Here is a 12,309-nt window from a genome sequence, read left to right on the forward strand (position 1 = left end):
ACAGGCAGCTGACGTGACGACGACACAGAACGAGCCGGGGCGGGAGTCCGCCGCCCGCCCCGGCCCGCTCCTGAGGGTCCGTGAGGCGGTCAAGGACTACCCGGGCACCCGGGCCCTGGACCACATGGACTTCTCCTTGGAGGCCGGGGAGGTCCACGCGCTCCTCGGCGAGAACGGCGCGGGCAAGTCCACCCTCATCAAGGCCCTGGCGGGCGCGATCGCGCTGACGTCGGGGACCGTCGAGATCGACGGCTCGAAGGTGGAGGTGCGCAACCCGCAGCAGGCCCAGGCGCTGGGGATCTCGGTCGTCCACCAGCACGGCAACCTCGTCCCCGAGCTCTCGGTGGCCGAGAACGTGCTGATGGTCGAGGGCCTCGGCCGGCGCATCGGCGTCCTGGTCGACTGGCGCTCCGCGCACCGCCGCACCCGGGCGCTGCTCGACCGGATCGGCCTGCCGGACCTGGACCCGCGCCGCGAGGTCTCGAGCCTCGGTGCTCACGAGCAGGCGATGGTGGCCGTCGCCAAGGCGCTGGCCAGCAACGCGCGGGTGATCATCCTCGACGAGCCGACCACCTCGCTCCAGCCCGCCGAGGTCGACACGCTGTTCTCCCAGATGCGTCGCCTGGCGGAGGAGGGCATCGGCTTCGTCTTCGTCACCCACCGGCTCAACGAGGTGTTCAAGGTCTGCGACCGGATCACCGTCATGCGCGACGGCGGGCTGGTCGGGACCTGGCAGGCCGGCGAGCTCGACCACGACAGCCTGGTCGACCAGCTCGTCGGCGCGGAGAAGGCGATCGCCCACGAGGCGTTCACCGCGACCGCGCCGCCGCGCGAGGTCGTGCTGGAGGCCCGGGGCCTGCGGGGAGACGTCCTGCGGGGCGTCGACCTGCAGGCCCGGGCGGGGGAGGTCGTCGGCATCGCCAGCCTCCCCGGCGAGGGCGCCGGCGAGGTCGTCGAGTCGTTGTACGGCATGCGCCGGGTCCACGGCGAGGTGCTCATCGAGGGCACCCCGCGGCGGATCCGCAACCCGCAGCAGGCGGTCGCGGCCGGCATGGCCCTCGTCCCGCGGGACCGGCTCGGGCAGGGCCTGGTCAGCGACCTCTCCATCCGGGAGAACGCCACCCTCGCCTCCACGAAGTCCTACCGGACCGACCCGGTGCTGCGCCTCATGCGGCGGGGCCGGGAGCGCAGCGAGGTCGCCGAGGTCATGGCGCAGCTGAGCCTGAAGAGCGGCGGCCTCGAGAAGGAGGTCCGCACGCTCTCCGGCGGCAACGCGCAGAAGGTCGTCATCGGCCGGTGGCTGCTGCGCCAGGCCAAGGTCTACCTCCTCGACTCGCCCACCGCGGCGGTCGACGTCCACACCAAGGCCGAGATCTACGGCCTCGCCCGCAGCCTCGCCGACAACGGCGCCGCTGTCGTCTTCACCTCCACCGAGCTCGAGGAGTTCGTCCGGGTCTGCGACCGGGTCCTCGTCCTGCACGACGGAGCGGTCGTCGGCGAGCTCGCCGGCGACGACATCACCGTCAACTCGATCATGCGACTGTCCTTCGGGAGGAAGAGTGTCTAGCTCGACAGCAGTGGCCGAGTCGCCCCGCGCGACCGGCCCGCGGCGCGAGACGTCGACGAGCGACAAGCTCATCGACGTCGTCAGCCGCTACGGAACCATCGCCAGCCTGGTCGCGTGCGTCGCGATCTTCAGCCTGCTGAAGCCCGACGTCTTCGCGACCAGCCAGAACTTCTTCAACATCCTCAACCAGGTCTCGATCCTCGGCATCATCGCGCTCGGCCTGACCGTCGCGCTGGTGCAGGGGCTCTTCGACCTGAGCCTCGCCGGCATGGCCACCCTCGGTGGCTACCTCGCCTGCAAGTGGCTCGCGGAGGGCACCTTCGGCAGCCCCGCGGTCGCCGTGCTCGTCGTCCTCGCGCTCGCCCTGGTGATCGGCGCCTTCAACGGCGTCGTGGTCGCCTACGGCGGTGTGTCGGCGTTCATCGTCACCCTCGCCGTCGGCTCGATCCTCACCGGCGTCGTGCTCGGCGTCTCGGACTCCCAGACGATCCTGTCCGGGATCCCCGACGGCTTCCTGATCATGGGCCAGGGCGAGATCGGCCCGATCCCGATGCCGGTGGTCTTCCTGGCCATCGTCGCCGTCGTGCTCTACGTCTTCCTCGAGCAGACCCAGCTGGGCCGGCACATGTACGCCATCGGCGGCAACGCCGAGACCGCCCGCCTGTCCGGCATCCCGGTCAAGCGCTACGCCCTGATCGCGCTCGGCATCTCCGCGGCGTGCGCCGCCCTCGGCGGCATGATCGTGGCCGCCAACCTCGGCGTCGGTCGCCCGCAGGGCGTGGGCGACACCTACCTGCTCGATGCCTTCGCCGCGGCGTTCATCGGTGCCTCGACCCTGCGACCGGGCCGGTTCCACATCCTCGGCACGGTCATCGGCGTGCTGCTCATCGGCGTCATCAACAACGGCCTGTCGATCATGGGCGTCGAGACGTTCTGGCAGTACGCCGTGCGCGGCATCATCCTGCTGCTGGCCGTCTTCGCGGCGAGCTTCCTGGTGATGAGGCGGCGATGAGCGCCGAGCAGCCCCGGGTCGTCGTCGTCGCCGGCGGCGCCCGGGCCGGCGGGATGGGCCGGGCCATCGCGGAGTCGTTCCTGCGGCTCGGGGACACCCTGGTGCTCTCCGACGTGGGGGCCCCGCTGGCCAGCCACCCCGACTACGAGGTGGCGCCGCCGGACCACCTGGCGACCGCCGCGCAGGAGCTGTCGACGCTCGGCACGGTCACCGCCGTCCCGTGCGACGTCACGGACGAGGAGCAGGTCGCCGCCCTCTTCGGCGCCGCCGTCGCCGAGCACGGCCGGGTCGACGTGGTCGTCAACTGCGCGGGCCTGGCGATCGGGCTCTCCCCGGTCACCGAGCTCTCCCTCGCGGACTGGCAGGTCAACATCGACGTGATGGCGACCGGGGCCTTCCTGGTCGCCCGCGAGGCCGCCCGCCGGATGGTGCCGCAGGGGAGCGGGCGCATCATCACGATCGCCTCCCAGGCCGGCAAGACCGGCCAGCCGCTCCTCGCGGCGTACTCCGCCGCGAAGTTCGCGGTCGTCGGCCTCACCCAGTCGATGGCCGGCGAGCTCGGCCAGCACGGGGTCACCGTCAACGCGATCTGCCCCGGCACCATCGACACCCCGCTCCTGGCGGTCAAGGGGGGCGTCTACGAGACGTTCTCCGGGGCCGCCGGCCGCACCGAGGAGGACTACCGCAAGCGGCTGGCCCGGCAGATCCCCGCCCGCCGCTTCGGCACCCCCGAGGACGTCGCCGCCGCCGCGGTCTACCTCGCCTCCGAGGGCGCGTCCTTCGTCACCGGCGAGGCGCTCAACGTCACCGGTGGACAGGAGATGCACTGACATGTCCCACCCGTTGGGGGCCGTGCTGCACGCCCCGCAGGACCTCCGCACCGAGCCGCTGGAGCAGCCCCCGGTCGGCCCGACCGACGTGCTCCTCGACGTCGAGGCGTGCGGGGTCTGCGGGTCGGACCTCGCCTCCTACGCCCACGGGCACTACGTCGAGCCGGGACAGGTGATGGGCCACGAGCTGTCCGCGACCGTCGCCGAGGCCGGCTCGGCGCTCGTGGGGCTCGAGCCGGGCACCCGGGTCGCAGTGCGACCCATGCGCTCGTGCGGGGAGTGCGCGTACTGCCGCGAGGGCGACACGCACCTGTGCGGGTCCACCGCGGGCCGCTCCCTCGGCTACGGCGCGCAGGGCGCCTTCGCCGAGCAGCTGCACCTGCCGGACGTGGTCGTCGGCCGCGACGTCGTGCCCGTCCCGGCGGGGACCGACCCCTTCGACCTGCTCTGGGCCGAGCCGCTCGCGGTCGCGCTCCACGCCGTCGGGCTGGCCGCCGTCGGGCCGGGCGGGCACGTGCTCGTCACCGGCGCCGGGGCGGTCGGGCTCACCGTCACCGCGGCCGCGCTCGCCCGGGACCTCACCGTCCACGTGGTCGAGCCGGTCGAGCACCGCCGCGACGCGGCCGCCCGGCTCGGCGCGAGCGTCTCCGCCCCCGGTGAGGCGACCGGTGAGGCGACCGGTGAGGCGACCGGCGCCGCGGCGTACGACGCCCTGCTGGACGCCTCGGGCGCGCCCGCCGCGGTGACCGCCGCCCTGCCGCTGCTCGCCCCGGCGGCCCCCGTCGTCCTGGTCGGGCTCAACGACGCCCCGGTCCCGTGGCCAGTCGGCGCCCACCGCGTCACGGGGTCCTTCGGCTACGTCGACGGTGACTTCGCCGCCGCGGTCGACCTCATCGTCTCCGGCCGGGTCTCCCTGGCCGGGCTCGTCACCCACCGCTACCCCCTGGACCAGGCCGACCGCGCGCTCGCGGCGCCCCGGCCCGAGGACCACGTCGTCAAGGCGGCCGTCGTGCCCCGCGCCTGAGTCCACCCGTCCTCGCACGCCCCCCACCACCACGCCCGACCGGGCGCGGTGCCGCGGCCCCATGCCCGCGGCGCCCGCAGCAAGGAGCTCCCCATGACCATCTCCGCCTCCGTCCCGCAGCCAGGAACGCACCGCTCCTCGGCCACCTTCGACCTCACCGACGAGCGCGTGTGGGTCACCGGTGCCAGCCGTGGCCTCGGTCGGGCGATGGCCCTGGGCTTCGCGGCCGCCGGCGCCCGCGTGGCGCTGACCGCGCGGTCAGCGGACGCCGTCCGCCAGGTCGCCGACGAGATCGAGGAGCTGGGCGGCAAGCCGCTGGTGCTGGTCGGCTCGGTCTCCGACGGCGCGGCCGTCGACGCCGCGGCCGCCACGATCGCCGAGGCTTGGGGCGGGCTGGACGCGCTCGTGAACTCCGCCGGCGTCAGCCCGATCTTCAAGCGGGCCGAGCAGGTCGACGAGGACGAGTGGCGCCACGTGCTCGACGTCAACGTCACCGGCTCGTTCCTCTGCGCCCGCGAGGCCGGCAAGCTGATGCTCGCCGGCGGGCGGGGCGCGGTCGTCAACATCTCCAGCATCCACGGCCAGGTCGGGATGGAGCGGATGGCGCCGTACGCCGCCAGCAAGGGCGCCGTCGACGCGCTCACCCGCACCCTCGCGCTGGAGTGGGCCGAGCGCGGCGTGCGGGTCAACACCCTCTCGCCGGGTTACTTCGAGACCGACATGACCGAGGGGCTGCGCGGCCACGACAAGTGGCGCGCCCACCTGCTCGGCAAGATCCCGCTCGGCCGCTTCGGCGTCCCCGAGGAGCTCGTCTCCGCGGCCCTGTTCCTCGCCTCGGACGCCTCCGGCTTCATGACCGGCGCCAACCTGGTCGTCGACGGCGGCTGGACCGCGGCATGAGCGAGGCCGAGGCCGGCGTCTGGGAGACGCTCTACACGACCCGTGCGATGCGCCGGATGCGCCCCGACCCCGTGCCGGTGGAGGTGCAGGCGCGGATCATGGACGCCGCCGTGCGCGCGCCCAGCGGCGGCGACACGCAGGCCTGGCGGTTCCTCCTGGTCGACGACCGCGAGGTCGTCGGGCGGCTGGCCGATCCCTACCGCGAGGCGGTGGCGCTGCTGTGGCGCGGCCACTACGCCGCCCAGGTCGCGGCCGCCGAGGCCGACCCGGACGCGCCGTCCTCGATCCGGTTCCGCAAGCTACGGGCGAGCGTCCAGCACCTCGCCGACCACTTCGAGCAGGTGCCGCTGCTGTTCTTCGCCTTCTCCCGCGGCGACCGCGACGGCAGCTCGACCTACCCCGCGGTGTGGTCGGCGATGCTGGCCGCCCGGGCGCAGGGTGTCGGCAGCGCGATGACCAACGTGCTCGACGTCTTCCGGCCCGACACCACCAAGGCCGTGCTCGGCGTGCCGCCCGACCGGGGCTGGACGCTCGCGGCGACCGTCGCCATGGGCTACCCGATGGGGCGCTGGGGCGTCGCGCCCCGGCGGCCCGCCCACGAGGTCACCTACCGCAACCAGTGGGGGAGCCCGGCCGGGTTCGAGACCCCCGAGCCGCTGTGGACCACGAGGACGTCGTGACCGGGCCGGTCCCGATGCCGGTCGGCGACCCGGTCTCGATGCCCTTCGCCGCACCGCTCTACCCGCCGCCGCCCTACGAGTTCCGCGCGGCCCGGCAGACGTGGGTGGTCTACGAGGCCGACCCGGCCGGCCTGGCGGCGTACCTCCCCGCCGGCGTGGAGCCCGACAGCGACCCGGCCGTCTGCGCCGCCTGGGCCTGTCACTACCCGACCTCGACCTTCGGGCCCTACCTCGAGGCCTACCTCGTCGTGCGGGTGCGGGTGGGGGAGGAGCGGTTCTGGTACCAGCCCGTGATCGTCACCGACGCCGAGGCGCCGATGGCCGCGGGCCGTGAGCTGTGGGGGTACGGCAAGAAGCTCGCGCACCTGACCTGGTCGGGCCGCGACGTAGGCGGGCCCGGCACCGAGCAGCTCGCGATGACCGTCGAGCGGCCCCGCGGCGTCCGGCTGATGACGCTGACCATGCAGCCCGAGCGGCTGCTCCCTCCCGAGGAGCTGCTCTCGCTCGAGACGGCGGAGATGCTCCCGACGCTCAGCCACCGGCTCGTACCCGCCTCCGAGGCCGGCCGGCCGCCGCTGGTCGACGAGCTCGTCGCGGTCGACGTCCGCGCCCGATCGCACCGCGGTGCCGACGGCCGGCTCGAGCTGTGGCGCGGCCGCGGCGCCGTCGAGCTCGGCTCGGCGAGCGCCGCCGACCCGTGGCACGTGTTCGCGCCCCTGCGGGTGCTCGACGCGTTCACCTCGACCACCGACTTCACGCTGCCGCTGGGCCGGGTCGTCCCGCGCCCCTGACCACCTCGTCCCACCCGGACCCACACCCGCACCCGCACCCGCACCCGCACCACCCGAACCCACCACCGAGGAGAACCCATGGGCTTCCGCAGGTCACCCGAGGAGGTCGCCGCCGTGCAGGCGACCCTGGCCGACGTCGAGTTCGTCGGCGGGGAGTCGCTGAGCGTCGACTTCCTGACCCGTCCCGAGACGATCCGCGACATCCTGCCGGCCGAGCTGGACCCGGGTGCGGAGCCGCGGATCACGGTGCAGGTGAGCCGGTGGCGCAGCAACTGCGTGGGCGACTTCGCCGCGTCGGCCGTCTACGTCAGTGCCAGCCACGACGGGGTCGCGGGCGACTACGTGCTCACGATGTTCATGGACAACGACGTGCCCATGCTCTTCGGGCGCGACCTCTACGGCGAGCCGAAGAAGATCGGCACCTCCACCCTGTGGCGCAACGACGGTCACATGACCGGCGTCCTCGAGCGGCGGGGGACCCCGCTGGTGCGGATCGAGGCCGACCTCGGTCCCGACCGTGGCCCGACCGAGGTCGTGGGCCGCAACTTCAACGTCAAGTACGCGCTCGAGCCCGGTGCGCAGGCGCTCGCCGGGCCGCCGACGCTGATGATGGCCGAGTTCGCCCAGCGCACCACCGTGGTCCGCAAGGGTCCGGCCACCCTGGAGCTCGGCGGCACCGTCCACGACCCGCTCGACAGCCTCGAGGTCGTCGAGCTGCGCGACGCCGTCTACGTCGAGACCGGCATGAAGGCGACCTGCGTGCCGCTCGGCCCGATGGACGCCGACGCCTTCCTGCCGCTCGCGCTGGGCCGCTCGGACCACTGGCCGGCGCTCAGCACCGCCCGCCTGCCCGTCTGAGCGCCACGTCGGTGGTGTCCGCGGGGCCGGGGGTCGGCGTCCCTAGAGTGGACGCATGACGGCTCCCGACCTCGCGGACTGGCGGACGTACGACGCCCCCACGCTGCCGCGCGTGCTCGACGCGGCGCTGGAGCGGTTCGCGGAGCAGGGCTACCACGGCACGAGCATCCGTGACCTGGCCGCGGAGGCGGGGCTGTCGGTGCCCGGCGTCTACCACCACTACAAGTCCAAGCAGGAGATCCTGCTCGCGCTGATGATGGCCGTCATGGACGAGCTGCTCGAGCGCAGCGAGGCCGCCCTGGCCGGGGCCCCGGACGACCCGTCGGCGCAGTTCGACGCGCTCGTGGAGTCGCTGCTGCGCTTCCACATGTTCCGCCGCCGCCAGGCCTTCGTGGGGTCCAGCGAGATCCGCAGCCTGCTGCCCGACAACCGGCAGCGGTACGTCGAGCGCCGCGACGAGCAGCAGCGGATGCTCGACCGCGTGGTCGAGGCCGGCGCGGCGTCCGGCGTGTTCGGCACGCCCTACCCGGCCGACGCCGCCCGGGCGGTCGCCTCGCTCTGCGTCGGCGTCGCGTCGTGGTACCGCGAGGACGGGCCGCTCGCCCCCGACGAGCTCGTCGCCCGCCACCTCGTCCTCGCCCGGGGCCTCGTCCAGGCCTGAGCGGCGGGCTGCGCGGAGATTGCGCGAACCGTGTGCAGGGGTCACCGGTTAACCGGTGACCCCTGCACATATCGGGGCAGATCTGCCCCGATATGTGCAGGACTGCCCCGAGATGTCCGGTTGGTCGGCGCGAATCGTGCCCCGCGCACCACCTGGCCGCGGGCCGGTTGACGGGTGCGGACCCGCGCTGCCAGACTGACCGAGCGAGCGATCGGTCGGTCGTTCGGCAACGAGGAGGACAGACGCATGAGTGACCTGGTCAGCCGCACGCGGGAGTTCATCCGGACGAGCGTGCTCCCGCTGGACGACGAGCACGACGGCGACATCGAGGCGGCCGGCGGCGACGCGCTGCGGGTGCGGCTGCAGGAGCAGGCCCGGGCCGCCGGTGTCTTCGCCCCGCACGCCCCCGTGGACTGCGGCGGCCTCGGCCTCGGCATGGTCGAGCGGTCCGCCGCGTTCGAGGAGGCCGGCTACTCGCTCTTCGGGCCGCTGGCGACCGGCGTCGCGGCCCCCGACGAGGGCAACGTGCACCTGCTCGCCCACGTCGCCACCGACGCCCAGCGGGCGACGTACCTCCAGCCGCTGGCGCGGGGCGAGGTGCGCTCGGCGTTCGCGATGACGGAGCCGGCCCCGGGCGCGGGCAGCGACCCGTCGGCGCTGACGACCCGGGCGACCAAGGTCGACGGCGGGTGGGTCGTCAACGGCCGCAAGTGGTTCATCACCGGCGCGGACGGCGCGTCGTTCTTCATCACGATGGCGCGCACCAGCGGCGAGCCCGGCGGTGCCGGGTCCGCGGGCTCGGGCGGCGCCACCATGTTCCTGATGCCCGCCGACACCGAGGGCCTGCAGGTCGTGCGGCACGTCGGCACCGTCGACCGCTCGATGGTGGGCGGCCACTGCGAGGTCACCTTCACCGACGCGTTCGTCCCGGACTCCGAGGTGCTCGGCGGGGTCGACGAGGGCTTCCGCTACGCGCAGGTGCGGCTCGGCCCCGCTCGCATGACGCACGTGATGCGGTGGACCGGTGCCGCCCGGCGCGCCCACGAGGTGGCCGTGGCCCACGTCGCCGGCCGCCAGGCCTTCGGCTCGCGGCTCGCCGACCTCGGGATGATCCAGCAGATGATCGCCGACAACGAGATCGACCTCGCGGCGACGCGGGCGCTGCTGCGCACGGCCTGCGAGGAGCTCGACGCGGGGGAGCGGGCCTCGGCCTCCACCTCGATCGCCAAGACCTTCGCCGGCGAGGCGCTGCACCGCGTCGTCGACCGGGCCACCCAGATGTGCGGCGGCCTCGGTGTCTCCACCGATCTGCCGGTCGCCAAGATCGCCCGCGAGATCCGGCCCTTCCGCATCTACGACGGCCCCTCCGAGGTGCACCGCTGGTCGATCGCCAAGCGCGCGGTGCGCCGGATCGAGAAGGAGCTCGGATGAGCGAGGTGCAGGTCGACCCCTCGGCCCTCTCGGCCGAGGAGCTCGTGGCGGTCGCGGAGGAGATGTCCCGCGCCGGCGCCGAGCTCGCCGGCCCGCTCAGGGCGCGTCTCATCGCCGGTGGCCGCTCGAACCTGACCTACCGGCTCGACGACGGCAGCGCCGAGCCCGGGCACGCCTGGGTGCTGCGGATGCCGCCCCGGGTCGGCCGCACCCCCTCCGCCCACGACGTCGGCCGCGAGGCCCGGGTGACCGGTGCTCTCGCAGCCGCCGGGTTCCCCGTCGCCCGGCCGGTCGTGGTGGCCGAGGAGGGCGCGACGGCGGTCGGCCTGCCGTTCGCGGTCGCGGAGTTCGTCACCGGCCGCACCGTCCAGTCCCGCGCCGACCTCGACACCCTCGACGACGCCACGCTCGAGGCCACGCTCGCCCGCCTCGTCGAGACGCTCGCCGCGCTGCACGCGGTCGACCACGTCGCCGTCGGGCTGGAGCGGTTCGGCCGCCCCGACGGGTACGCCGCGCGGCAGGTGCGCCGCTGGTCGGGCCAGTGGGAGCTGGTTGGCGACCCCGCGCTCGCCCCGCTGGCCACCGACCTGGGCGCCCGGCTCGCCGCGGCCCCCTTCGAGCAGCGCTCGACCGGCGTGGTGCACGGCGACTACCGCATCGACAACACCCTGCTCGCGCTCGACGAGCCGACGGGGCCGCGGGTCGCGGCGGTCGTGGACTGGGAGCTGTCGACGATCGGCGACCCGGTCGCCGACGTGGCGATGATGTGCGTCTACCGGCACGCCGCGCTCGACCTCGTGCTCGGGTCGCCCAGCGCGTGGACCAGCGACCGGCTGCCGGCCGCGGACGACCTCGCGGCGGCGTACGAACGCGCCGGCGGGGTGGCCCTCGTCGACTGGGACGCCCACATGGCGCTGGGCTACTACAAGCTCGCCGTCATCGCCGCCGGCATCGACCACCGGCACCGCGCGGGCGCCACCCACGGCGAGGGCTTCGACACCGCGGCGCAGGCCGTCGAGCCGCTGCTGGAGGCGGGGCTCGCGCGCCTCTGACGGGCTGGCTACTCCCGGACCTCGCCGGGCAGCACGGCCACGAACGTGGCGCCCTGCCCGGGAGGGGAGGGCGCGAGGTGGAGGTCACCGCCCTGCTCGACCATGAGCCGGTGGGCGATGTGCAGGCCGATGCCCTGCCCCGTGGACCCGGACCCGCGGCGCCCCCAGTCGAAGATGCCGCCGGCCAGGTCGGCAGGGACGCCGGGGCCGTCGTCGGCCACCCGGATCACGACCGCGTCGGCGGCGTGGTCGACCTCGAGGGTGCAGGCGGTGCGGGCGTGCTGCGCCGCGTTCTCCAGCAGGATGTTGACCACCTCGGCCACGTCGTCCGGCCGGCCGAGGGCCCTGACGCGGCCGGGGCCCCAGACGACCCGGCGGCCGCGGGCCCGGTGGGCGGTCACGATCGGCTCGAGGACGGCGTCGAGGTCGACCTGCTCGAAGCGGGCCGTGCGCCGCCCGTCCATCAACCGCTGGAGGCGGGCCGCCTCGGCGTCGATCGCCTGCTCGAGGTGGCGTCGTCGGTCGTCCGGCAGGGCCGGTTGGGTGTGGAGGATCTGCGAGACGTTGGCGATGCCCGCGATGGTCGCCCCGATCTCGTGGAGCCGCTCCCGGTTGACCCGGGCGTCCGCCTCCAGGTGCTCCATGCGCTGGCGCAGGCTCCGCACCGTGCTGCCGTGCCGGTGCGTCTTCACCTGCAGGAGCGCCAGGGAGGTGTGGATGAGGACGGCGGCGCCGCCGATCCGCAGGACGGTCGCGACCGCTGCCACGACGTCGTCGAACAGGCCGGGCGCCAGGACCAGGTGGCTGAACCCGAGCGCGACGGACGCGAGCCCGATCCGCAGCCGCACCCACCCCGGCGAGCCGACGAGACGCGTCAGCAGCAGCGCCGCGCAGACCTGACCGGCGAAGAGCAGGACCGCGAGTCCCTGGAGGGCCGCCCCGGACAGGCTCAGGGCGGGCAGGTCGAGGGCGGCCGCGCGCAGCGCGGTGGCGGCCGCGCCGACCGCCAGGCCGGCGAGGAACGGGTCGGCACGCAGCGGCCGCCGCGCGGCGAGGACCGTGCCGGCGACGACGAGCGCCTGCAGGGCCAGGTCGATCCCCGTCATCCAGGTCGCGTGCGCGGCGGAATCCGCCGGCCGGGCGAGGTGGACGGCGGCCAGGCCGACGCCCTGGGTGCCCACGACCGTCACCCCGGCCGCCAGCCACGCGGTCGTCGGGTTCGCCGACATCCGCCAGCAGACGTAGAACAGCAGGCCCGCCACGGAGACCGACGGGTAGACGAGCAACTCGTAGGCCAGCGCCGCGCGGTCGAGCTCACGGGCCCCGGGCACCAGCCACCCGAGGAGCAGCAGCGGCACCGTCAGGACCAGCACGAGGGCGAGCATCGTCCGCCCGTCACCGGTGCCACGGTCCCGTGTACGTCGCATGCTCGGTCCCCACGTCGTCATCCCGCCGGCCTCGGCCGAGCCCGCTGACGGCGTCTGGACAGGGTAGAGGGCTTCG

General features: G+C 74.4%; 12 protein-coding genes. 11 read left to right on the top strand and 1 reads right to left on the bottom strand.

Going from position 1 to position 12,309, the window contains the following annotated elements:
* Window positions 1–13: 13 nt before the first annotated feature.
* The 11 genes from QWY29_RS02425 to QWY29_RS02475 all read left to right on the top strand — a co-directional run bounded on the left by QWY29_RS02425 (window position 14) and on the right by QWY29_RS02475 (window position 10,806).
* Window positions 14–1,567: a sugar ABC transporter ATP-binding protein gene (locus QWY29_RS02425; RefSeq protein ID WP_300959062.1), complete on the top strand. Its 1,554-nt coding sequence runs from the start codon at window positions 14–16 to the stop codon at window positions 1,565–1,567.
* 10 nt (window positions 1,568–1,577) lie between these two features.
* Window positions 1,578–2,579, top strand: a complete 1,002-nt coding sequence (locus tag QWY29_RS02430) for an ABC transporter permease (RefSeq protein WP_300959063.1) — start codon at window positions 1,578–1,580, stop codon at window positions 2,577–2,579.
* A complete protein-coding gene (locus tag QWY29_RS02435) occupies window positions 2,576–3,409 on the top strand; it encodes an SDR family NAD(P)-dependent oxidoreductase (protein WP_300959064.1) in 834 nt (277 codons plus the stop codon). Before QWY29_RS02430 ends, QWY29_RS02435 begins: the two co-directional genes overlap by 4 nt.
* A gap of 1 nt (window position 3,410) precedes the next feature.
* A complete protein-coding gene (locus tag QWY29_RS02440; RefSeq protein WP_300959065.1) occupies window positions 3,411–4,433 on the top strand; it encodes a zinc-dependent alcohol dehydrogenase in 1,023 nt (340 codons plus the stop codon).
* 93 nt (window positions 4,434–4,526) lie between these two features.
* Complete coding sequence (locus tag QWY29_RS02445; protein ID WP_300959066.1) at window positions 4,527–5,333, top strand: SDR family NAD(P)-dependent oxidoreductase; 807 nt, start codon at window positions 4,527–4,529, stop codon at window positions 5,331–5,333.
* Window positions 5,330–6,013 (top strand): nitroreductase family protein, encoded by a 684-nt coding sequence (locus QWY29_RS02450; RefSeq protein ID WP_300959067.1) that lies wholly within the window; start codon window positions 5,330–5,332, stop codon window positions 6,011–6,013. The genes QWY29_RS02445 and QWY29_RS02450 overlap by 4 nt, the downstream gene beginning before the upstream one ends.
* Entirely contained in the window at window positions 6,010–6,804 is a 795-nt protein-coding gene (locus QWY29_RS02455; protein WP_300959068.1) for an acetoacetate decarboxylase family protein, read from the top strand. The genes QWY29_RS02450 and QWY29_RS02455 overlap by 4 nt, the downstream gene beginning before the upstream one ends.
* A gap of 78 nt (window positions 6,805–6,882) precedes the next feature.
* Window positions 6,883–7,662, top strand: a complete 780-nt coding sequence (locus tag QWY29_RS02460) for an acetoacetate decarboxylase family protein (protein ID WP_300959069.1) — start codon at window positions 6,883–6,885, stop codon at window positions 7,660–7,662.
* 55 nt (window positions 7,663–7,717) lie between these two features.
* Complete coding sequence (locus tag QWY29_RS02465) at window positions 7,718–8,323, top strand: TetR/AcrR family transcriptional regulator (RefSeq protein WP_300959070.1); 606 nt, start codon at window positions 7,718–7,720, stop codon at window positions 8,321–8,323.
* 246 nt (window positions 8,324–8,569) lie between these two features.
* On the top strand, window positions 8,570–9,754 hold the full coding sequence (locus QWY29_RS02470; RefSeq protein ID WP_300959071.1) for an acyl-CoA dehydrogenase family protein: 1,185 nt from the start codon (window positions 8,570–8,572) through the stop codon (window positions 9,752–9,754).
* Window positions 9,751–10,806 (top strand): phosphotransferase family protein, encoded by a 1,056-nt coding sequence (locus QWY29_RS02475; RefSeq protein ID WP_300959072.1) that lies wholly within the window; start codon window positions 9,751–9,753, stop codon window positions 10,804–10,806. Before QWY29_RS02470 ends, QWY29_RS02475 begins: the two co-directional genes overlap by 4 nt.
* An 8-nt stretch (window positions 10,807–10,814) precedes the next feature.
* On the opposite strand, the gene QWY29_RS02480 is transcribed toward QWY29_RS02475, so the two are convergent.
* A complete protein-coding gene (locus QWY29_RS02480; protein WP_300959073.1) occupies window positions 10,815–12,233 on the bottom strand; it encodes a sensor histidine kinase in 1,419 nt (472 codons plus the stop codon).
* Window positions 12,234–12,309: the final 76 nt, after the last annotated feature.

This window comes from Nocardioides abyssi, assembly GCF_030412915.1.
GTDB classification, from domain to species: Bacteria; Actinomycetota; Actinomycetes; order Propionibacteriales; family Nocardioidaceae; genus Nocardioides; species Nocardioides abyssi.

Excerpts from the sequence above, each read along its gene's own strand:
- QWY29_RS02460 (WP_300959069.1), top strand. The coding sequence starts at position 6,883 with ATGGGCTTCCGCAGGTCACCCGAGGAGGTCGCCGCCGTGCAGGCGACC.
- QWY29_RS02475 (WP_300959072.1), top strand. The coding sequence starts at position 9,751 with ATGAGCGAGGTGCAGGTCGACCCCTCGGCCCTCTCGGCCGAGGAGCTC.
- QWY29_RS02445 (WP_300959066.1), top strand. The coding sequence starts at position 4,527 with ATGACCATCTCCGCCTCCGTCCCGCAGCCAGGAACGCACCGCTCCTCG.
- QWY29_RS02465 (WP_300959070.1), top strand. The coding sequence starts at position 7,718 with ATGACGGCTCCCGACCTCGCGGACTGGCGGACGTACGACGCCCCCACG.
- QWY29_RS02450 (WP_300959067.1), top strand. The coding sequence starts at position 5,330 with ATGAGCGAGGCCGAGGCCGGCGTCTGGGAGACGCTCTACACGACCCGT.
- QWY29_RS02435 (WP_300959064.1), top strand. The coding sequence starts at position 2,576 with ATGAGCGCCGAGCAGCCCCGGGTCGTCGTCGTCGCCGGCGGCGCCCGG.
- QWY29_RS02480 (WP_300959073.1), bottom strand. The coding sequence starts at position 12,233 with ATGCGACGTACACGGGACCGTGGCACCGGTGACGGGCGGACGATGCTC.
- QWY29_RS02470 (WP_300959071.1), top strand. The coding sequence starts at position 8,570 with ATGAGTGACCTGGTCAGCCGCACGCGGGAGTTCATCCGGACGAGCGTG.
- QWY29_RS02440 (WP_300959065.1), top strand. The coding sequence starts at position 3,411 with ATGTCCCACCCGTTGGGGGCCGTGCTGCACGCCCCGCAGGACCTCCGC.